We start from the raw sequence: 20,895 nt of genomic DNA on the forward strand, positions 1-20,895 counted from the left end.
CGTCCGATCTCAAATCTTGCGATAGAGAAAATAACGGTCCGTCGGCACACTTGCCGGCACCGGCAGCGGCTTCAGCATGGGATGATCCAGAGGCAGCCCGCTGACCGCGAGGCCGCCTTTTGCCAGCATGCCCGCAGCAAGATCGGGCAACCATGTAAGGGTAACCGCATCCTTTTCCGGATAGCCCGTGCCGATATCGGCATGCACGAAAGCCGCTTCCGTGCCGATGAAAGCCGGAGCGGTTTGCGATATTTCGCCGATCACCAGATCCTCCTGCGCCGGAACCGAGGAGGCATGTGCACCCATGGCCCTGTCGAAAGCGATGATGCGGCGGTTGGGGAACAGCTCTCGCAGGTGATTGAAGGTGCGCCCGTTTCCAAGGCCGATTTCCATAAGCGCCCCTTCACCCGGCAGATCGAGATTGGCCGCGACATGGTTGAGGATATCCCGCTGCGCGGTCAACCGGCGAATGAAACTATCGAGTCTGCTCATTTTATCAGGCCTTGATGATGTGTTTTGCGGCTATATCCCGACGCGCGAAAACATTGCGTGTGTCGATGATAAGCGGCGCCCATTCGCTTAGAGCGGCATAATCCACATTGTCATGGTCAGTCGCAACGAGAACGGCGTCGAAGGCGCCGATCGCCTGCCTGTCCCACGGCACGGATTTCATGCCCATGAGGTGGCTATATTCCCGTGTTTTCGGGATTTCAGCCACGTAGGGATCGAAATAGGCCGCTTCGCCGCCGCGCTCCTGAATAAGCTCGATGAGCTTCAGTGAGGGGCTTTCGCGAATGTCAGGCACGTTCTTTTTGTAGGCGAGACCGACAACCAGCACCTTTGAGCGGCTGAGCGCCTTGCCGGAATGAATATCGAGCGCTTCGGCAACGCGCCCGATGACATGCCGCGGCATGCCGGTGTTGATTTCACCGGCCAGTTCGATGAACCGCGTCGGCAACTCATATTCCCGCGATTTCCATGTGAGGTAGAACGGGTCGATCGGTATGCAATGGCCGCCAAGACCCGGACCGGGATAAAACGGCATGAAACCGAACGGCTTGGTTTTCGCCGCATCGATCACTTCCCATATGTCGATACCCATCGCCTCGTAGACGACCTTGAGTTCGTTGACGAGTGCGATATTGACGGCACGGAAGACGTTTTCGGTGATTTTCACCGCTTCCGCCGTGGCATTGGTCGAAACCGGAACGATTTTTTTGACCACCGAACCGTAAAAAGCCTCCATCAGCTTTCCAGCGGCCTCACCATCGCCAGCAACAACCTTCGGAATGGTTGAGGTCTCGAAATCGCGGTTGCCGGGATCTTCCCGCTCGGGCGAAAAGCCAAGGAAGAAATCGACGCCGGAGACAAGCCCGGTGCTTTCCAGAATGGTCTTCACCACCCCGTCGGTGGTGCCGGGATAGGTGGTCGATTCCAGAACCACGATCTGCCCCTTGCGCAGATGCGCGGCAATATCCCGGCAGGTCTTTTCGACATAGGAGAGATCCGGCTCGCGATATTTGGTCAGGGGTGTGGGCACGCAGATGGCGATGACATCACATTCGGCCAGCCTGGAGAAATCCGAGGTGGCGACAAAGCCGTCATCCTGCCTCACACTTGCCAGCACCTCGTCCGAAACGGCCTCGATATAGCTGCGTCCGGCCTCGATCGCGGTAATTTTACCGGGATCGATATCGAAACCGACAACCTTGAAACCGCCCTTGGCGATCGTCATGGCAAGCGGCAGACCGACATAGCCGAGGCCGATCACCCCCGCTTTGGCGCTTCTGTTTTCAATGCTGGAAAGCAGGTTCTGGGAAATGTCTGGGGAAGTCAAAGCGTGTCACGCTCCGCGCATGTGCAAAAGATGCCTTTCAGTTGGGCAAGAATGACTGACCTGTCAAGGCTCGGGCCTTTCAAATTCCGGTTGACGCCCAAGCCGCCGGCAACGCACAACCATCGCCATGAAGATCGCCTTTTATGCGCCGCTCAAATCACCCAACCATCCCGTTCCCTCCGGCGACCGGCTGATGGCCCGCCTGCTGATGCAGGCGATGACGATGGGGGGCCATGAGGTTTCAGTCGCCTCCGAACTGCGCGGCTTCCTGAAACAGCCGGATGAACCCGCGCGGACTTCGCTTGCCGAAACGGCTGAGCGCGAAATCGAGACCATCACGCAGCGCTGGCAGCTGGAGGGCGCACCGGACCTCTGGTTTTGTTATCACCCCTATTACAAGGCCCTCGATTTGCTTGGGCCGGAACTGGCCAGACGTTTCGATATTCCCTACGTCACCGCCGAGGCATCCTATTCGCCCAAGCGCAACGGGATGGGCTGGCAGGTGGTTCAAGACCGGTTGCTGGCCGCATTGAATGTCGCATCGATCAATATCTGCCTCACTGCGCGGGATCGCGAGGGGCTTGTGCGGGCCTCGCCCGCCCTTCGATGGGCCATGTTACCGCCCTTTATCGATGCCGAGGCCTTTCTCAAAAACACACCCAATCCGACCCCGGCAAAGTTGATTGCCGTCGCCATGATGCGGGCGGGTGACAAGCTCGACAGCTATCGCGCCCTTGCCGAAGCGCTCGCCCTTTTGCCGCAGGATATCAACTGGACGCTGGATATCGTCGGCGATGGGCCGGAACGCGCGGCCGTACAAGCCATGTTCAGCGCTTTTCCGGATCAGCGCCTTGTCTGGCACGGGGAAAAAACCGCGTCCGAGATCGCCATGCTTCTTTCGAAAGCGTCGCTCTATGTCTGGCCGGGCCATGGCGAGGCCTATGGTCTCGCCTATCTCGAAGCGCAGGCCGCCGGCCTGCCCGTCGTGGCCGAAAAGGTGGCGGGTGTTCCCGAAGTGGTAAAATCCGGCACCACAGGATTACTGACACCGGAGAATGATACAGCCGCCTATGCCGACGCGATTAAAACCCTGATCGGTGATGACAACAGGCGTGAAGAACTGGCAAGGGCGGCCCGGCAATTCGTCAGGAACGAACGGTCTTTGGAAAACGCCGCAAAAGAGCTGAACCATATCCTGCTGCAAGCAAAGGCGCGAAGATCATGAGTCTGGAAACACTCGTTGCGGCACTGGACGAATGTGAGCGGCGCGGCATAAAGGCCGATCTCTGGCTCAGGGACGACGATGCGGTGGAGCCGACACCGGCCCTCGACACGCTACTCGATCTTTGCGCCGGCTTTTCCGCTCCGGTCACGCTCGCGGTCATTCCCGAGATGACGACAGACAGGCTCGCACAGCATCTGGATACGTCTGATATCGCCCAGGTCGCCGTCCATGGCTGGTCCCATGCGAATTATGCCGGGGAGAAAGAAAAGAAGCAGGAGCTCGGATCACATCGCGATCCGGCCATCGTTCTCGATGAGTTGCAATCCGGGCTGGATAAACTCCACGACCTGCATGGTGGGCGCTTGGTACCTATGCTCGTGCCGCCATGGAACCGCATAGATGCCGGTATCGTGAAGGAGTTGGCCGGCCTCGGATATCGCGCCTTGTCCGTTTTCGGCCCGGAGAAAAGCACCCTGCCGCCCTGCCTGAACACCCATGTCGACGTGATCGACTGGCACGGCAGCCGCGGTGGCCGTGACGACGGCATCCTGTTTTCCGAGACCGCCGCCCGCATCCTGAGGGCCGCCGAAAATGGCGGCGTCACAGGCGTCCTTACCCATCATCTCGTGCATGACGACAATGTCTGGCGCTTCCTGAGACGGCTTTTCGAAGTGACCGCCGAACATCCCGCCGCCCGCTGGCGTTCTTCCAAGGACCTTGTCGACGAAATCTCACCATGATTTCCAGGCGATCAGCAACCCGCCCGCCTCAGTGGAAAGTTTCCGCCTGACCACTTCCACCTCATCGAAAGCTGCGCGGTCGGGAAGAGACGCGGCGACGAACGACGCCGGCGCGAGGCTGATGCTTCCGGCCCGGGCGATAACGGTGAATATCAAAGGACCAGTCGACCACCAGGCAGGCGCGCGCGGCATGTCTTCGATGATCCCGGGAAAGGCCTCCAGCATCTTGCCAAAGACCGGATGTCCGGCAGGCGCAGCGATGAAGGAATTGGCAAGCAGCATGCTGCCCTGCCCCGTGTCACGCGGCGTTTTTTCGTCAAACACTGTCAGCCCCGCCAAGGGCAGGAATGTATCGAAGCTCACATCGTCCCGCGCCGGATACCAGTCACAATCGAGATAGATGCCGCCAAATCGCTCCAGCAGGATATAACGGGCCACATCCACCGCGCCCGGATAATCGCCTTTGTCCAGCATGGTTTTGAAGATGCCGTTCGAAAACACGCCTTCCCGCTCAAGATCAGCCTCCCGCCAGAGGCGATAGTCGTAACGATGGTTCGAAGCGTGGGCGGCCCATGCCTCAACCGATACCGGCGGGGCTTTTTCCCCGATCCATATCTGGTGGATAAGCCTTGGCACGTCTTCACGGCTTTTGAGACTGATGATGCGACGTTCTTCCGTGGAAAACCGCGCATATTTCTGCAGCACCTGTGGCGGCGGAACCAGCGTATATTGATAGCCGATCCTGGCGACCATATCGCCCTCGGCCTTGGCGAGACGCAGCCGCGCGGCATGCAGTCTGCGCGGCAGACCGAGCACCGTCCGTTCGCCCATCAGATGTCCGTCTTTTGCTGCAACCAGCGATAAGAGAAGCGCGTCGGCTTCCACATATCGGCCGTCATTTTGCAACTGCCGGGCTTTATCGAGCTCAGCGTCATAATATTTCTTGTCGGACATGGATCCTCATTCAAAAGCACCCGTTAACATATCACGAAACAGGAGCTGTCAGGCAAGCCGCCCTATTTCGGAAGCCGGCTTTGAATTTGCTAAACAATTCGATGTTTCAGAGGCATAGACAGACAACAAACCCTGCGATAACGTGGATTTAAGCCCTCCTGAGCAATTGTCACAACGTAACAATAAAGAGACGGCAAGGAACCCTTTGGCATGAGCGCAGGCGCAGATTTGCTCCGTATTGAAAATCTGCGGGTTTCGTTTTCTCTGATGGGCGGCACCATCGATGCCGTCAGGGGTACCAGCCTTCGCATTCTTCCGGGAAAAGTCACTGCTCTCGTTGGCGAGTCCGGCTCGGGAAAGTCCGTCATCGGCCAGACCATCATGGGCATTCATCCCAAGACGGCGCGCGTGAACGGCCGCGTGTTGTTCACCGATCCGGAAAATGCCGCAGCCGGCCCTATCGATATGCTGCAATTGCCTAAGGACGGGCGGGAAATCCGTTCAATACGCGGAAACCGCATCGGCCTGATTTTTCAGGAGCCTATGACGTCCTTCTCGCCGCTGCATACGATCGGCAACCAGATCGATGAGGCGCTCAGAATCCACAGCATCCTGTCGCCGGCCGAACGTGCGGAAAAAATGTATGAAACGCTCGATCTCGTTGGGTTTTCCAAACCCAAGAAGGTCGTGAACATGTATCCCTTCGAATTGTCGGGCGGCATGCGCCAGCGTGCCATGATCGCCATGGCGCTGATCTGTCGCCCCGCGCTCCTGATCGCCGACGAGCCGACGACGGCGCTTGATGTGACGATACAGGCGCAGATCCTGAAGCTCCTGCGCGATCTCCAGAGCCGGCTGAACATGAGCATGCTGCTCATCACCCACGATCTCGGCGTAGTGGCCAATATCGCCGACGAGGTCGCCGTGATCTATCAGGGCGAGATCATGGAGGCGGGCACGGTCGACGACATTTTCAAGGCGCCAAGCCATCCCTATCTCAAAGGCTTGATGGCCGCCGTACCGCATTTCGACATGAAGCCCGGCGAAAGGCTGAAGGCGCTGCGCGAAATCAACATTGACCACGAAAGCCTGGTCGGCAAAAAGACCGCCGCGGTCAATAAAACTCCCGGCCCGCTTCTGACCGTGGACAATATCAGCAAGACCTTCACAACCCGCAAATCCAGCTGGTTCCGCAAGGGTGACGCCAACGCCACCAAAGCGGTCAACAGCGTCAGTTTTGAAATCCGCCGAGGAGAATGCCTCGGCCTGGTCGGCGAAAGCGGCAGCGGCAAAACCACCGTCAGCAAAATCCTCATGCGCGCCGTGCGCCCGGATGAAGGCTCGGTGACCTTTCACCGGCCGCAGGGCGATATCGATGTCCTCAATGCGAAGGACGGCGACCTCAAGGAGCTGCGGTCGAAGATACAGATGGTCTTCCAGGACCCGATATCGTCGCTGTCTCCACGTATGACGGTGGGCAATATTCTGAGCGAGCCGCTCGAAATCCACGGACGGGGCGATGCGAAATACCGCGCGGAGAAAGTCCGCAATCTCGTCAGGGCTATCGGGCTTGGAGAAAGCGCGCTTAATCGTTATCCGCACAGTTTTTCGGGCGGCCAAAGGCAGCGTATCGGTATCGCCAGAGCCCTGGCGCTCGGACCCGAACTGCTGATCTGCGATGAACCCGTTTCCGCCCTCGATGTCTCCGTGCAGGCGCAAATCCTCAATCTGCTCAAGGATTTGCAAAAAGACCTCGGGCTTACCTATCTCTTCATCTCGCACAATCTGGCGGTGGTGGATTACATGGCCGACCGCGTGGCCGTGATGTGCGAGGGCCGCATCGTCGAGCTGGCGCCGCGGGAAATCATGATGCGCGCTCCCGTGCATCCCTATACCAAATCGCTGCTGGCGGCTGTACCTTTCCCCGATCTCGACCGGCCGCTCGATTTCCGCACCATCGGCAAGATCAGCGCGACGGGCAAATTCGACTGGGGCAAGCAGTTCCGCGATGAGGGTGATGGCGACATGATCTCCGCCGATCTGGGCGACGGCCATTTCGTTCTCGCAAACGGCAACGCCGATATCCGGGAGCTTCGCCCTTGATCACGCGCCGCACCACCCTTGCCCTGTTGGCCTCCGTTTTCCTGCCGGCCTATGCGCGAGCCGCCTATACCGACCCCGCCTATTTCAAGGAAAAACGGGAAAAGGGCGAATTGCCCGACGTAGCCGAACGGCTGCCGAAAAACCCGCGCGTCATCGACATGAAAGCGCTTGGCCGTGAGCCAGGAAAACATGGCGGCTCGGTGCGCATGCTCATTGGCGGCCAGCGTGATATCAGGCTGATGCCGATCAGCAGCTATGCCCGCCTCGTCGGTTATGACGAAAAATTCGAGCTTCATCCGGATATTCTGGAAAGCTACGACGTTCAGGACGAACGCATCTTCACCTTCAAGCTGCGCGAGGGCCACAAATGGTCCGATGGCAGCGACTTCACCTCTGAGGATTTCCGCTATTTCTGGGAGGATGTCGCCCTCAACAAGGAAATCCACAAGGGCGGTCCTCCGATCGAACTTCTGGTCAACAACAAACCACCCCTGATCGAGGTCATTGACCTGCTGACGGTACGTTACAGCTGGGACGGCCCCAACCCGGATTTTCTGGCCAAGCTCGCAGCCGCCTCGCCGGCGCGGCTGTTCCTTCCCGCCGCCTACATGAAGCAGTTCCACGTCAAATATCAGACTGCGGAAAACCTCGCCAAACTCATCAAGAAAAACAAGGCGGATGACTGGAGCGGGCTGCATATCAAGATGTCGCGGCAGGTGCGCCCGGAAAATCCTGCTTTGCCGACACTGGATGCCTGGCGAAACACAACCGCGCCGCCAGCCGAACAGTTCGTGTTCGAACGCAACCCCTATTATCATCGCGTCGATGAAAACGGCCTGCAACTGCCCTATCTCGACCGGTTCCTGCTGAACGTCACCTCGTCCGATATCATCTCGGCCAAGACGGCCTCCGGCGACAGCGATCTGCAATATTTTGGCCTCGATTTCGCCGACTACACCTTTTTGAAGGATGCGGAAAAGCGTTTTCCTCTGAAGGTGAACCTCTACAAGCGCTCCCAGGGTTCACGCATCGCGCTTCTGCCCAACCTGAATTGCGCCGATCCGGTCTGGCGCAGCGCTTTTCAGGACGTACGCGTGCGCCGTGCTTTGTCCCTTGCGATCAACCGGCACGAAATCAACATGGTCTGTTTTTACGGGCTGGCGAAGGAGAGCGCCGATACCGTTCTGCCGGAAAGCCCGCTTTACCGGCAGGAATTTGCGGACGCCTGGAGCGCCTTCGACCGCGCAACCGCCAACAGGCTGCTCGATGAAGCCGGTCTCGACAGGCGCGACAGCGCTGGCCTCCGGCTCCTGCCGGATGGGCGTCCGGCCTATATCATCGTCGAGACGACAGGCGAAAGCACGCTCGAAACCGACGTGATGGAGCTGGTGACGGATCACTGGCGGCATATCGGCATTGCTGTTTCCGTGCGCCCCACCCAGCGCGATGTCTTCCGCAAACGCGCCATGGGCGGCGAGGTGCTGATGTCGGTATGGATGGGCATGGACAATGGTGTGCCGACACCTGATATGCTGCCTTCCGGCCTTGCGCCCACCGGTGACGACCAGCTGCAATGGCCAGTCTGGGGCATCCATTATCTTTCCGGCGGCCGCGAGGGCAAGGAACCTGACCTGCCGGAAGCGGCGCACCTGCTCGATCTCCTGAAAAAATGGCGCAGAAGCGTCACCGAGGAAGAACGTCAGGCCATCTGGCTGGAGATGCTCGGGATTTATACGCAGCAGGTGTTTTCCATCGGTATCGTCAACGGCGCGCTGCAACCCGTCGTCCATGTCAAACGCATGCGAAACGTGCCGGACAAGGCGCTTTTCGGTTACGAACCCACATCTTATCTCGGCGTCTACATGCCGGATGCCTTCTGGTATGACGGAGACGCCTGATATGCTGCGGTATATTTTAAAGCGCATCCTCGTCATGATCCCCACGCTGATCCTGATCTCGATGCTGGTCTTCACCATCATCGAACTGCCGCCGGGCGACTATTTCGAAAGCTACGTCGCAGAGCTGCGTGCCATGGGCGAAACGGCGAACCTTGCCGAAATCGAGGAGTTGCGCGTCCGCTATGGCTTCGATCAACCGGCACCGATCCGCTATTTCCGCTGGGCGACCGGCATGCTCGTCGGTGATTTCGGTTATTCCTTCGAATATCAGCTGCCGGTCAGCGATGTGGTTGGAGACCGCCTGTGGCTGACGGTTCTGGTGTCCTTCGTCACCATCATCGTCACCTGGATCCTCGCTTTTCCAATCGGCATCTATTCCGCCACGCACAAATACAGCTGGGGTGACTACGGGCTCACCTTCCTCGGCCTGCTCGGCATCGCCATTCCCAATTTCATGCTGGCGTTGATCCTGATGTATTTCGCCAATATCTGGTTCGGCATCTCCATCGGCCACCTGATGGACCGGGAATATCTGAGCCAGGCGATGAGCTGGGCGAAGCTCAAATCGATCCTCGAACATATCTGGATTCCCGTCCTCATCATCGGAACAGCGGGTACGGCCGGCATGATACGCCGCCTGCGCGCCAATCTGCTCGACGAATTGCAGAAGCAGTATGTGGTGACGGCCCGGGCCAAGGGGCTTCATCCCTTCAAGGTGCTGACCAAATATCCGCTGCGCATGGCGCTGAATTTCTTCATCTCGGATATCGGCTCGATCCTGCCTGCGATCATATCAGGCGCGGAAATCACCGCCGTCGTCCTGTCGCTCGAAACCACCGGCCCCATGCTCATCAGAGCGCTGCAGAGCCAGGACATGTATCTGGCCGGTTCGTTCCTGATGTTCCTTGCTTTCCTGACGGTGATCGGCGTTCTGGTGTCGGATATCGCCCTTGCCATACTCGACCCGCGAATCCGCTTCGGAGGTGGTAACGTCAAATGACTTCATCCATTCCGAACCCCGGCGAAGCGCTGCCCCACTATGTCTCGACCGCGCCCTTCGACCCGTCGCTGATCGAACCCAACACGTCAGGAATGGCGGCCTTCAGCAAGGCCTCGCAGCTGCGTCTCATGTGGTGGCAGTTCCGTCAGCACAAGATCGCGGTCTGGTCCGGCGCTTTTCTGGTGGTGCTTTACCTTTCGATCCTGATCAGCGAATTCCTCGCGCCCTATAACCTCCATACCCGCAATATCGAGCACATCTACGCGCCACCGCAGGCCATTCACCTGTTCAATGACGGAAAATTTGTCGGCCCCTTCGTTTACGGCCGGGAAATGACGCTCGACATGGACAATCTGAGACGGGTCTATCGGGACGTGCCGACGGATATCCAGCCGCTGCGTTTCTTCTGCAAGGGCGATACCTATCACTTCTGGGGCCTGTTCGAGGGCAGAACCCATCTCGTTTGCCCGGCCGAAGGCGGTGAAATGTTCCTGCTCGGCACGGATCGTCTCGGCCGTGACGTACTCTCCCGTATCATCTATGGCGCCCGTATTTCGCTGACCATCGGCCTTCTCGGCGTCGCCATGAGCTTCGTTCTCGGCATTGTGATCGGTGGTCTGGCGGGTTATCGCGGCGGCACCTTCGATCTGATTGTCCAGCGTGTGATTGAAGTCCTGCAATCCATCCCGAGCATTCCGCTGTGGCTGGCGCTTGCGGCCATCATGCCGGTGACGTGGAGCCCCATCCTCGTCTATCTCGGCATCACCATCATTCTCGGCATGCTGGACTGGACGGGGCTGGCGCGCGCCGTGCGCTCAAAACTGCTGGCGCTTCGCGAAGAAGACTATGTTTTGTCTGCACAATTGATGGGCGCGGGCACGCCGCGCATCATCGGCAGACACCTTATTCCCGGCTTTATGTCACACCTGATCGCCTCTGCCACATTGACAATTCCAGGCATGATCCTGGGCGAGACCGCACTGAGCTTTCTCGGGCTTGGTCTCAGACCACCGATCACAAGTTGGGGAATTCTGCTCACAGAGGCGCGCAGCGTCAGCGTCATTGCGCTATATCCGTGGCTTCTCATACCGACGATCCCGGTCGTTCTCGTCATTCTGGCCTTTAATTTCTTCGGTGACGGACTACGTGATGCTGCGGACCCCTTCAAATAAAATGGAATACGTCTTGATACACTGCCCTTCCGACGCCGCCTTCATCGTGAAAGGCAAAAAGAGGTCTGGCCCATGAGCTCCCGTTTGAACGACGCGCGCATTCTCATGTACAGCCATGATTCCTTCGGCCTCGGCCATCTGCGGCGGTGTCGCACGATTGCGCATGCTCTGGTGGAGGATTATCGCGGCCTCAACGTCCTCATCATTTCAGGTGCGACGATTGCCGGCGCCTTCGATTATCGCGCCCGCGTCGATTTCGTGAAAATCCCGAGCGTCATCAAACTGCGCAACGGTGAATATACCTCGATGGACAGGCATATCGATCTTCAGGAAACGCTGAAGATGCGCCGCTCCATCATCTATCACACCGCTGAAAGCTTCCAGCCGGATATCTTCATCGTCGACAAGGAGCCCATGGGCCTGCGCGGCGAGGTGGAGGAAACGCTCGCTTATCTCAAGGGACAGGGCACCAAGCTCGTCATCGGCCTGCGCGATGTCATGGATGCGCCGCAGCTGCTTGAAGCCGAGTGGAAGCGTAACAATGTCATGACCAAGATCGGCCAATTCTATGACCATGTCTGGATCTATGGCCCGCCAGATTTCCATGATCCGCTGACGGGGCTCGATGTTCCGCACACCGTTCGCGACAAGATGGATTTCGTCGGTTTCCTGCAAAGGTCCAAGACGCAGGCAGAAACCGTATCGCACCGGCCGGAAGGCGACTATCTTCTCGTCACTACCGGCGGCGGCGGCGATGGCAGCGAATTGATCGATGACGTCATCAACGCCTATCGCCATGACAGCGAACTGACGCATAAGGCGCTGGTGGTGCTCGGCCCCTATATGCCGGCGGATCAGCGTCAGCGCTTCATGAACAGCGTCGCCGATATTCCGCATATCGAGATCATCGAGTTTGACAATCGCATGGAAGATCTCGTCGCCGGCGCGCAGGCCGTCGTCTCCATGGGCGGTTACAACACCGTCTGCGAGATATTGTCCTTCGACAAACCCGCCCTCGTCGTGCCGCGCACCGTGCCGCGCGAAGAGCAGCTTATCCGCGCCAGCCGCGCCTCGGAACTTGGCCTTTTCGACATGCTTCTGCCGGAGGATGCGGAGAACCCCGCAAAAATGGCCGCGGCTCTAAAAGCCCTGCCAAACCGCGCGCCCCCTTCCGTCAATGCGCGCGGACTGAAGCTGGATGGTCTGGAAAACATTTCGCGCCGGATCGCTGAATGGCTGCCGCCCGAGGGCGACAAGGCGCCGATCACGCTGACCGCGTGACCGGTTCCCCAACAAACATCACTTCAAAAGAGACACGCGCAACGTGACCGATACAAAAAAAATCGTGGTGCTCCTCAAGGGCTATCCGCGCCTGTCCGAGACATTCATCGCTCAGGAGCTTCTCGGGCTGGAAAAGGCCGGCCTGAAGCTTGAACTCATGTCGATGCGCCGGCCCACGGACAAGAAGCGCCATCCGGTTCACGATGAAATCCGCGCGCCCGTTACCTATTTGCCGGAGTATCTGCACGAGGAACCGCTGCGCGTTCTGAGGGCGCTATGGGCCTGCCGCAAAAAGCCGGGCTTCACCAAAGCGCTTCGCCAGTTTTTCAGCGACCTGCCGCATGATCTCAGCCGCAACCGCTTCCGCCGTTTCGGGCAGGCTGCCGTGCTCTCACATGAATGGCCTGCGGATGCGGAATGGCTACATGTCCACTTCATCCACACGCCCGCCTCGGTCGCCGCCTATACCCATCTCATGACAGGCACGCCCTGGACGATCTCGGCGCACGCGAAGGACATCTGGACCTCGAACGACCGCGACCTTGCCGCCAAGCTGCAAAGCGCCCGCTGGGCCGTGACCTGCACCGCCGGAGGCTTTCAGCATCTGCAGACACTTTCCGGAGCCAGGAAGAATGTGCATCTGAGCTATCATGGCCTCGATCTCACCCGCTTCCCGCATTTCGAGACACCGCGTCCGGTAAGGGACGGATCGAACGCCGATGATCCTGTCAGGATTTTAAGCGTCGGCCGAGCCGTCAAGAAAAAGGGCATCGATATTCTGCTGCGCGCGCTCGCCTCGCTTCCCCAGAATATCCATTGGCGTTTCACCCATATCGGCGGCGGCGATGAACTGGCCGCACTGAAGAAACTTGCCGACGAACTCTGCATTGCCGACAGGATCGTCTGGACCGGGGCGATGGACCAGAAACAGGTATTGGAAAACTACCGGGAAGCAGACCTCTTCGCCCTTGCCTGCCGCATCACCAGCGATGGCGACCGCGACGGCCTTCCCAATGTGCTGGTCGAGGCTGCGAGCCAGGCTTTGACCTGCATCTCCACCAACATATCAGGCATTCCGGAGTTCTTCGTCAGTGGTGAAAACGGCCTATTGACGGAACCGGAAAATCCGGCCGCCTTCGCAGAGGCGCTACGCATGGCCATCACCGATCCGCAATTGCGCCAGCGTCTTGGCAGTGCAGCCGAAAACCGTGTGCGCACCGCCTTCGACCATCGCACCAGCATTGCCGAACTGACGGCCCTGTTCGAGACCGAGTGGGAAAAAACGCCATGACCGATACGGAAAAACGCCCCTGCGTCTTCTTTTACGTCCAGCACCTTCTCGGTATCGGCCATATCGCCCGCGCCAGCCGCATTGCCAAAGCCCTTCAGGCGGACGGTTTTGATGTGGTTCTGGTGACGGGCGGCACTCCGGTCCCGGGCTTTCCGGGCGAGGGCATCCGCCATGTCGAATTGCCGCCCATCGCCGTTAGCGACGGCAACTTTGCCGGCCTGGTCGACAGTTCCGGCAAACCGGTGGATGACGACTTCAAGAGGCTTAGAACCGATATGCTGATCGGGGCCTATCACGGCGCCAAACCCGATATCGTTATCATCGAGGCTTTCCCTTTCGGTCGCAGGCAGGTGCGTTTTGAATTGCTGCCGCTGCTGGACGAGATTGAGGACAGCGAACCGCGCCCGCTCGTCATGGCGTCGCTGCGCGATATTCTTCAGGAAAAAACCAAACCGGGACGGGACGAAGAGACCGTGTCGCTGGTGAAGAAACATTTCGATGCGGTGCTCGTCCATGGCGATCCGGATTTCGCCCGGCTGGAAGACACCTTTCCCCTCGCCGGTGAAATCAGCCAGCGCATCGTCTATACCGGGCTCGTCGCCCCCCTTCCGCCGCCGGAACCGGAGGAGAAATTCGACATCGTGGTTTCCGCAGGCGGCGGCGCCGTAGGGGCAACACTCATACGGGCTGCTATCGAGGCCGCCCCTCTGCTTGGTGGCATCAAGAACTGGTGCCTCGTAACCGGTCCAAACATGCCGCAAGCGGATTTCGATGCGATCTCGGCGCAGGCGGCCGAGAATGTGTCCGTCTTCCGTTTCCGTAAGGATTTCGCAAGTTTGCTCGCCGGGGCACGGCTTTCGGTTTCACAGGCCGGTTATAATACCGTCTGCGATATTCTTCAGGCCAGATGCCGCTCGCTTCTCATCCCGTTCGCAGCCGGGGGCGAAACCGAACAGAGCGCCCGTGCCGAACGACTGGCGCGGCTGGGGCTGGCGCATGTGCTGGAGGAGAAGGATATTTCGGCGCAACCGATGGCCGATGCCATCAAGGCAGCACTGGCCTTGCCAGCACCCGGCACGATCACGCTCGACCTCGACGGCGCGGCCGGAACGGCTAGAGCGCTGCGCCGCCTTTATGATGAGCGGTGAGGATCGTCTTCAACTCGCGAACCGCCGCCTCATCTGTAACCTTGCGCCCTGCGCCGGTGAAACCGAGCTTCGCCACCCTGCTTTCCAGATCAAAGGATGGAACGGCGGAACAGGATGCGTGGATTTCCGTGATCGGAAAGCGATCCAGCAATGTCTGAACGCTCTGCGGACGCACGCCGGCGCCGGGCATGATGATGATCCGGCCTGTCGCCATCTCGGACAGGTGCGCCAGAGCCTCCATCCCCTCAAGCGCCGAACGCGCGCCACCGGAAGTGAGAATTCTTGGAAATCCCAACGCGATGGCGGCTTCCAGCGCCTCTTCCATGTCAGGCACGACATCGAAAGCCCGATGCAGCGTCACATCCAGCCCGTCGGCATGATTGCGCAGCTCTTCAAGCAAGCCAATATCGAGCGAACCATCGCCACGCGACGCGCCGAGCACCACGCCGGAAAGGCCTGCAGCACGCGCCGCATCGATGTCGCGTTTCATGACATCCGCTTCGTCGCGTGTGAACACGAAATCACCGGCGCGCGGCCTGATCATGACGCTCACCGGCAGCCCACAGGACGCCGCGCGTTGCATGAAACCCGCCGATGGCGTCACACCGCCGCCCGACAGCGCCGCACAGAGCTCGATGCGATCGGCCCCGCCGCTGACCGCCGCTTCCAGACCGGCGACATCGTCCACACAAATCTCGAGAATCATCGTAACCTCTTTCATTTGGGTGGCCGTTACCTGCGGCGGCCCTTTCCATCAAGCGCGTAAAGCATATAAACGCCGCCGAGCCCCACGATTGCTCCCAATATGGAAGTTCCCGAATAGCTGGAGACCAGGGTTCCAACGGCAAAAATCAGCGCACCCAGACCAGCACCGAGAAAGATATTGACGGCAATCAGCGAGCTTCCGAGCCCCGGCCGATCAGCGATCAGTTCCTGCAGGTAGGTAATGGGAATGCTGATGATCGCGGCGGCACCCAGCGCACTGATAACCGTCTGCGCGTAGATATGCCACGGCGCGGAAGCAAGCCCCTGCAGGATGAGATAGATGGCATAAAGTCCCGCTCCCGCCGCAAGTGTCAGTGTTTGCGGAACCTTCTTCTCGATCCAGCCCCAGAGGAGAATGAAGACGATTTCCAGCGCAGCGACGATACCCGCAACAATACCGATATCCGCCACCGTGCCCTTGGCCTGTCCGGTTATGATAAGCGAGCGCACGGAATCGTTGAGATGCAGCATCGAGCAGATGAGCGCGATGGCGATGATCCGGAGCAGCACCCGCCGTGACCCGATTTCCGCAAGCGAGGCGCGCAGGCCGAACCGCGCTTCGGTATTTGCCGATGCCGGCGTGGCGGCCCGCGGCAGGCAGAAGGCGACGAGCAGAAAACAGACAAGCGCGCAGATGCCCGAAAACAGGAAAGCCATCAGCATATTGCCGGAATTCACCAGAAAAACACCGACAATACCAGGCACCAGCACCCAGGAGAGCGAGATGGTTGCCCGCATGATCGAGTTCACCGCGATCATTTCACCTGTCGAAAGGTTGCGCGCATCCGCACGCACATGCGCGAAGATCAACGAATTCATCGCTCCGAAAATCGGCAGAAGCACCAGCTTCGCGGCGACAAATGCCGTGGCGTTACCGGCCAGATAAACCAGCAGATAACCGCTGACGCCGAAGAGCGCGATATAGAGCATTGGCTTGCGATATTCGCCCAGCCTGTCGGCGACGATGCCCATCAACACGCTGGCGCTGACATTGATGACAGCGGCAAACAGCATCAACAGCGAATAGACGCTGTTGCTCAGCCCGATTTCGCGAATGCCGATGACCGCCTGATAGGGGGCGGTCGCCGCATTCGAAAACCCGAAAAACAGGATGGCGAGCGCCCCGATGCGGATCGACGGATTGTTGATGACGATGGAAAGAGCCGACGGCATGGAGATTCGCCTGAGATGATCCGGCACCGCCGGATCGCTGGGTAAAAGCTACCGGACCGCTGTCATCGCCAGCGGGCCGAAAGGATGGGTTTGGGGGTATAGTCGAAATGCGGCTTCCATGGGTAGAAATCGCCATCCCGGCGGCGATTGGGAAGGTTTTCGATATCCTGATTGATAACCCCTTCCGTCAGCGCCATGAGGTTGGGATTGGCGATCGGTGCAAGCTCCGGCGAAAGATAACCTGACTTGACGACCAGCAGCCGCACGCCCTTTGGATCGAAGCCGAGACGGGTGAAATCGGAAATCATGTGATAAGGCCTGCGCCGCGCCGCCAGAATGACCGTGATGCCACCGATGGCGACCACCGCCTGCCGCTGGTCCGCAGCACCAGAATCGTCCAATTTCAGGACCTCGGCTTCGACAGTGACCGATGGGCTTTGCGGATCGAGACTGCCGCCAATCTTCAGGGAAAGTGTTGCACCTTCGCCGGCCGCAAAACAGGCTTCGACCGCCGGCCTGTCGGTGATGCCGCCCAGCAACGCACCCTGCCAGTTGCGCGCAATCAGTGCGGCCAGAACATCGGCGCGATCGCCAACCCCACCACCGGTCGGATTGTCTCCCGAGTCGGCCAGGATGATCGGTCGCGTTGCGGTGTTTTCGGCAATATCCACAATGGCCTCAAGCGGCTCGGTCACGGGGCCGAAACGAAAGTCCTGCCGGGCATTCCAGTAGGATTGCGCGATCTCGCTCGCGACCGCCTGTGCAGCCGCTTTGTCCGTTCCCGTCACCACGGCGCAGGCCGTTGCACGGGGTTCGTCCGCCCAGACGTAGCCGATCATGAAATTCGCATCCCAAATGCCGGGCCGCACATCATGATCCGGCAGAACCGCATAAAGGCTTTTGGCAGGCTCATCCTCCGTCGAGGTCTTTTCACCCGGCAGCAGAACGGGGATTTTTGCCCATGCCACGCCGGGTCTTTCTCCCGTCTTCAGCGCCTTCAGCAGCATCGCCCAAGCCCGTACCATCGTCTCGCGCACATCGATATGCGGCGCCGTTCGGTAGCCGGCAAATATGTCGAGCTGATCGATGATCGTCTGGCTGACATTGCCATGCAGATCATAGCTCGCGGAAACGATCACATCCGGTCCCACCACGGCGCGGGCGCTGGAAATCCAGTCACCTTCCGCATCCTCCATACCCTCGACATTCATCGCTCCATGCATGGCGAGATAAAGCCCGTCGAGCGGCAGCGCGGCCTTCAGGCGCTCGAGGAATTCCCGCTTGAACGCGTCATAGGTCGCGCGCGACACAGGGCCGCCCGGCACCGCCCGCGCATGCAGAAGCGGCAGTACGTCCACCCTGCCCTCACCGAGGAAATTGAAATACTCGGCCTCCAGCAGTTCGACGCCGCGAAAGACACGAAAATCTTCCTGCCCCATCAGCACCGGCGAATAGGTGCTGCATTCGGTATGAATTCCACCAACGGCAATACGCATGTCTGTTTCCCCTCAATAAACCGGGCTCAAGGGGACGATGGCGGAAAAACGCAACCAGTCCTTCTGCGCTTTTGGTGTCCACGCCGCCTCGGCAATGGCCGGCAGCCTCGGGAAAACCAGATGGTTGAAATAGGCACGGTTGAGGAAGTGTTCTGACCAGATGCAGGCCTGAACGCCCTTCATCCGCTCCTTCAACTCCTCGGGAAATTCGCCGACGGCTTCATAGGCATAGGTATGCGAAGGCGGAACGGTGCCGGCCCAGCTTGCGCCCGGCTCCTGCCAGGCTTCATCCTGCACCATGTCCAGATAATAGGCCTGACCCGGCGTCATCACCACATCGTAGCCCTGGCGCGCAAGCTCAAGTCCGACTTCCGGCTTCTGCCATGCCATCAGCAACGTTCCGGCCGGATCGACGCCGCCGCCATGGGAAACCTCATCCCAGCCGGCAAGCTGGCGGCCGCGCTCGTGCAACATCCCCTGAATACGTTTCATGAAATAGGACTGGATGCCGAAGGTGCCATCCAGCCCCTCCTTTTCCATCAGCGCCTTGGCAAGCGGCGAGGCGAGCCAGGACCCATCCGCAACCTCGTCGCCGCCGATATGGATCAGCCGCGACGGAAAGAGCTCAACCATCTCGTCGAATATCTTACCGAGGAATTCATAGGTCGGCTCGATGGCCGGGTTGAGCGCGTTGTTCGGATATCCCTGCACAGAGCGATAGCTGTCCGGTGCCTCCTGCCCATCCGTCAGTTCCGGATAGGCGACAAGAGCCGCCGTGCTGTGGCCGGGAATATCGACTTCCGGCACGATTTCGACATTCAACGCGGCCGCATGCGCAACGACCATGCGCACCTCATCCTGCGTGTAATAGCCGGACACCGGTTCGGCCCCGTTACCGAGCTGCGGCAGAAGTGGCGCATCCGGACCGCGTGTCGCGCCGACTGTGGTCAGCAGCGGATAGGCCTTGATTTCAAGACGCCACGCCTCATCATCCGTCAGGTGCCAGTGGAACCGGTTCATGCGCAGCCATGCGAGAACATCGATCAGCCGCACGACATCATCAGTCGGATAGAATTGCCGCGAGACATCCAGATGGCAGCCGCGCCAGCTATAACGCGGCGCATCGCTGATGGTGCCGGCAACAGGGAAACGGAACTTGGGATCGATGCGCGCGCCATGCAGCAGCTGCGCCAGAACCGTCAAGCCATATTGCAGACCGGCAGCGGCCGAATATTCCACAACGACCGCGTCTTTCGAAAAGGTGATGCGATAGCCTTCGGCTTCCAGACCGCTATGCTGCTTGAAACGAAGCGGTTTTCCCTCATGAACCGGCGCGAGGCTGAAGGGCACGTGCCCGACGGCAAAAAGCCTGCGGAACAACGAAAGCACGGTTTCCACCGCAAGCACCTCTTCCGCGCCTGCATCTTCCGTGGGGAAGAGCGCGACGGGGAAGCCTTCGCCCGGTTCCGCATCGATTTCGGCAGGCCAGGGCTGGATGGAAAAGGGCAGGTCGAGCTTGCCTTCAGGAAGCAGCACCGGTGCCGGCTCGCTGTGACGCCCATCCAGCATCAGGTCACCGACATCGACAGCGCGATGCGTTCCGTCGGCAAGGCTGACATAGGCGGATTTCGCGCCATCCGTGCGATGCCTTGCGGGCCGCAGCAGGCCATCGACGGTGAAGCGCCAGGATTTGCCGGGCTCCAGCACGAAGCCCGCCGGCGGTGCTAATTCATGGAAATTGGCGTTGCGGCGCAGGTAAACGGCATTGCCGCACACCGGCTTGTCCACCGTCCGCGTCAGCGACGTGTAAACGATACGGAAATCCTTCAGCGGTGCGCCGGAAAGATTGACGAGAGTGAAGGTAAAGCCGCCGGATGCGGACTCTGCGAGCGGATGCCAAGAATTTTCAAGACGATATTGTGCGAGCGCCATGATGCTCCCCTTTATTGCGCATTGGAACCGGTGAGACGGTTTTAATCAGTAGTGTTCGGATTGCGAGAAAGTCCGGGCAAGCGGTGCCTGCCCCGCCGTGAGACCACAATCAACCGGCAAGCACACGCCGCTGATGGCGGCGGCCTGCGGGCCGGCCAAGAAAGCAACCGCATTGGCCACATCTTCAGGTCGCACGATCCGCTGCAGCGGATACCAGTGCTTCGCCTCCTCGAAGACCTGAGGATTGACGGCGGCCCGCGCCTCCCATGCCTGCGTGCGCACGGTGCCCGGCGCAACGGCGTTGGAGCGGATGCCGAATTTTCCGTATTCGACGGCGATCAGCTTGGTCAGATGGATCAGCCCGGCCTTTGCCGCGCTATAGGCAGGGTGGCCGAATACCGCCATGCCGTTGACGGAGGTGATGTTGACCACCGACCCCTGGGTACGCTTCAACGCCTCCTCGAAAGCCCTGAAGCAGAGAAACGGGGCTTCCAGATTGAGGATATTGTCCTTGCGCCATATGTCGGCGGTCGTGTCATGCAGGCTGACCGCCCTTGCGGCACCCGCATTGTTGACGAGGGTCGCGACATCACCCAGTTCCGCAACCTCGGCGGCCAGCCTCTCAAGGTCCTGCGGATCGGTGACATCGCAGGTTTTCGCAACGAAGCGGGGACCGGAAAGCAGGGATAGCGCGCCCGAAAGAGCGTCGGGATCGATATCGACCAACACTACCTTTGCATGGCTTTCAGCGAGCGCCGCAGCAATTGCCCGACCAATATCACCTGCCGCGCCGGTAACGACGGCGAGCTGGTCTTTCCTGTCCTTCATCTCCTACAACTCCCTTGAAGCTTTACGACCCGCCACAAAGCGAGGTCTCCGG

The 20,895-nt window shown here is 59.5% G+C and carries 17 protein-coding genes; 9 read left to right on the top strand and 8 right to left on the bottom strand.

Annotation, left to right across the window (positions count from 1 at the left end; genetic code table 11):
* Positions 1-9: 9 nt before the first annotated feature.
* Complete coding sequence (locus tag V6S97_RS21975) at positions 10-492, bottom strand: class I SAM-dependent methyltransferase (protein WP_003504873.1); 483 nt, start codon at positions 490-492, stop codon at positions 10-12.
* A gap of 4 nt (positions 493-496) precedes the next feature.
* Positions 497-1,837 carry a nucleotide sugar dehydrogenase gene (locus tag V6S97_RS21980; protein ID WP_334427748.1) on the bottom strand — a complete coding sequence of 447 codons (1,341 nt, stop codon included), beginning with the start codon at positions 1,835-1,837 and terminating at the stop codon, positions 497-499.
* A 127-nt stretch (positions 1,838-1,964) separates the two neighbouring features.
* On the opposite strand from V6S97_RS21980, the gene V6S97_RS21985 reads away from it, so the two are divergent.
* Complete coding sequence (locus V6S97_RS21985; RefSeq protein WP_334427749.1) at positions 1,965-3,062, top strand: glycosyltransferase family 4 protein; 1,098 nt, start codon at positions 1,965-1,967, stop codon at positions 3,060-3,062.
* The gene (locus V6S97_RS21990) at positions 3,059-3,802 is read left to right on the top strand and encodes a polysaccharide deacetylase family protein (RefSeq protein WP_111780536.1); all 744 of its coding nucleotides are present in this window, start codon (positions 3,059-3,061) and stop codon (positions 3,800-3,802) included. Before V6S97_RS21985 ends, V6S97_RS21990 begins: the two co-directional genes overlap by 4 nt.
* On the opposite strand, the gene V6S97_RS21995 is transcribed toward V6S97_RS21990, so the two are convergent.
* Entirely contained in the window at positions 3,794-4,756 is a 963-nt protein-coding gene (locus V6S97_RS21995) for a glycosyltransferase family 32 protein (protein ID WP_161974140.1), read from the bottom strand. The two genes, V6S97_RS21990 and V6S97_RS21995, sit on opposite strands and share 9 nt — an antisense overlap.
* 210 nt (positions 4,757-4,966) lie before the next feature.
* On the opposite strand from V6S97_RS21995, the gene V6S97_RS22000 reads away from it, so the two are divergent.
* From V6S97_RS22000 to V6S97_RS22030, 7 genes are all read left to right on the top strand, one after another.
* Positions 4,967-6,859 carry an ABC transporter ATP-binding protein gene (locus tag V6S97_RS22000; RefSeq protein WP_112356296.1) on the top strand — a complete coding sequence of 631 codons (1,893 nt, stop codon included), beginning with the start codon at positions 4,967-4,969 and terminating at the stop codon, positions 6,857-6,859.
* A complete protein-coding gene (locus V6S97_RS22005; RefSeq protein ID WP_060725431.1) occupies positions 6,856-8,757 on the top strand; it encodes an ABC transporter substrate-binding protein in 1,902 nt (633 codons plus the stop codon). The genes V6S97_RS22000 and V6S97_RS22005 overlap by 4 nt, the downstream gene beginning before the upstream one ends.
* A 1-nt stretch (position 8,758) precedes the next feature.
* Positions 8,759-9,757, top strand: coding sequence for an ABC transporter permease (locus V6S97_RS22010; protein WP_003504887.1), 999 nt, complete (start codon positions 8,759-8,761; stop codon positions 9,755-9,757).
* Positions 9,754-10,929, top strand: a complete 1,176-nt coding sequence (locus V6S97_RS22015) for an ABC transporter permease (RefSeq protein ID WP_111793058.1) — start codon at positions 9,754-9,756, stop codon at positions 10,927-10,929. The genes V6S97_RS22010 and V6S97_RS22015 overlap by 4 nt, the downstream gene beginning before the upstream one ends.
* Positions 10,930-11,001: 72 nt before the next feature.
* Positions 11,002-12,210 (top strand): glycosyltransferase family protein, encoded by a 1,209-nt coding sequence (locus V6S97_RS22020; protein ID WP_003504889.1) that lies wholly within the window; start codon positions 11,002-11,004, stop codon positions 12,208-12,210.
* Positions 12,211-12,253: 43 nt separating this feature from the next.
* Positions 12,254-13,501, top strand: coding sequence for a glycosyltransferase (locus V6S97_RS22025; RefSeq protein ID WP_060725430.1), 1,248 nt, complete (start codon positions 12,254-12,256; stop codon positions 13,499-13,501).
* On the top strand, positions 13,498-14,649 hold the full coding sequence (locus V6S97_RS22030) for a glycosyltransferase family protein (protein WP_080866455.1): 1,152 nt from the start codon (positions 13,498-13,500) through the stop codon (positions 14,647-14,649). The genes V6S97_RS22025 and V6S97_RS22030 overlap by 4 nt, the downstream gene beginning before the upstream one ends.
* Here V6S97_RS22030 and V6S97_RS22035 read toward each other — a convergent pair.
* From V6S97_RS22035 to V6S97_RS22055, 5 genes are all read right to left on the bottom strand, one after another.
* Positions 14,615-15,355 (bottom strand): copper homeostasis protein CutC, encoded by a 741-nt coding sequence (locus tag V6S97_RS22035; RefSeq protein ID WP_080866635.1) that lies wholly within the window; start codon positions 15,353-15,355, stop codon positions 14,615-14,617. The two genes, V6S97_RS22030 and V6S97_RS22035, sit on opposite strands and share 35 nt — an antisense overlap.
* A 26-nt stretch (positions 15,356-15,381) precedes the next feature.
* On the bottom strand, positions 15,382-16,587 hold the full coding sequence (locus V6S97_RS22040; protein WP_020808536.1) for an MFS transporter: 1,206 nt from the start codon (positions 16,585-16,587) through the stop codon (positions 15,382-15,384).
* Positions 16,588-16,649: 62 nt separating this feature from the next.
* On the bottom strand, positions 16,650-18,083 hold the full coding sequence (locus V6S97_RS22045; protein WP_080866456.1) for a M81 family metallopeptidase: 1,434 nt from the start codon (positions 18,081-18,083) through the stop codon (positions 16,650-16,652).
* A 12-nt stretch (positions 18,084-18,095) separates the two neighbouring features.
* Entirely contained in the window at positions 18,096-20,015 is a 1,920-nt protein-coding gene (locus V6S97_RS22050; RefSeq protein ID WP_111794307.1) for a beta-N-acetylhexosaminidase, read from the bottom strand.
* Between the two features lie 45 nt (positions 20,016-20,060).
* Positions 20,061-20,843, bottom strand: a complete 783-nt coding sequence (locus V6S97_RS22055; RefSeq protein WP_003504903.1) for an SDR family oxidoreductase — start codon at positions 20,841-20,843, stop codon at positions 20,061-20,063.
* Positions 20,844-20,895: the final 52 nt, after the last annotated feature.

Origin of the sequence: Agrobacterium sp. CCNWLW155, from assembly GCF_036888815.1 — a bacterium.
Taxonomy (GTDB): domain Bacteria; phylum Pseudomonadota; class Alphaproteobacteria; order Rhizobiales; family Rhizobiaceae; genus Agrobacterium; species Agrobacterium radiobacter.

Excerpts from the sequence above, each read along its gene's own strand:
- V6S97_RS22055 (WP_003504903.1), bottom strand. The coding sequence starts at position 20,843 with ATGAAGGACAGGAAAGACCAGCTCGCCGTCGTTACCGGCGCGGCAGGT.
- V6S97_RS22000 (WP_112356296.1), top strand. The coding sequence starts at position 4,967 with ATGAGCGCAGGCGCAGATTTGCTCCGTATTGAAAATCTGCGGGTTTCG.
- V6S97_RS22015 (WP_111793058.1), top strand. The coding sequence starts at position 9,754 with ATGACTTCATCCATTCCGAACCCCGGCGAAGCGCTGCCCCACTATGTC.
- V6S97_RS22010 (WP_003504887.1), top strand. The coding sequence starts at position 8,759 with ATGCTGCGGTATATTTTAAAGCGCATCCTCGTCATGATCCCCACGCTG.
- V6S97_RS22045 (WP_080866456.1), bottom strand. The coding sequence starts at position 18,083 with ATGCGTATTGCCGTTGGTGGAATTCATACCGAATGCAGCACCTATTCG.
- V6S97_RS22030 (WP_080866455.1), top strand. The coding sequence starts at position 13,498 with ATGACCGATACGGAAAAACGCCCCTGCGTCTTCTTTTACGTCCAGCAC.
- V6S97_RS21985 (WP_334427749.1), top strand. The coding sequence starts at position 1,965 with ATGAAGATCGCCTTTTATGCGCCGCTCAAATCACCCAACCATCCCGTT.
- V6S97_RS21990 (WP_111780536.1), top strand. The coding sequence starts at position 3,059 with ATGAGTCTGGAAACACTCGTTGCGGCACTGGACGAATGTGAGCGGCGC.
- V6S97_RS22050 (WP_111794307.1), bottom strand. The coding sequence starts at position 20,015 with ATGGCGCTCGCACAATATCGTCTTGAAAATTCTTGGCATCCGCTCGCA.
- V6S97_RS21975 (WP_003504873.1), bottom strand. The coding sequence starts at position 492 with ATGAGCAGACTCGATAGTTTCATTCGCCGGTTGACCGCGCAGCGGGAT.
- V6S97_RS22035 (WP_080866635.1), bottom strand. The coding sequence starts at position 15,355 with ATGATTCTCGAGATTTGTGTGGACGATGTCGCCGGTCTGGAAGCGGCG.
- V6S97_RS22040 (WP_020808536.1), bottom strand. The coding sequence starts at position 16,587 with ATGCCGTCGGCTCTTTCCATCGTCATCAACAATCCGTCGATCCGCATC.
- V6S97_RS21995 (WP_161974140.1), bottom strand. The coding sequence starts at position 4,756 with ATGTCCGACAAGAAATATTATGACGCTGAGCTCGATAAAGCCCGGCAG.
- V6S97_RS22020 (WP_003504889.1), top strand. The coding sequence starts at position 11,002 with ATGAGCTCCCGTTTGAACGACGCGCGCATTCTCATGTACAGCCATGAT.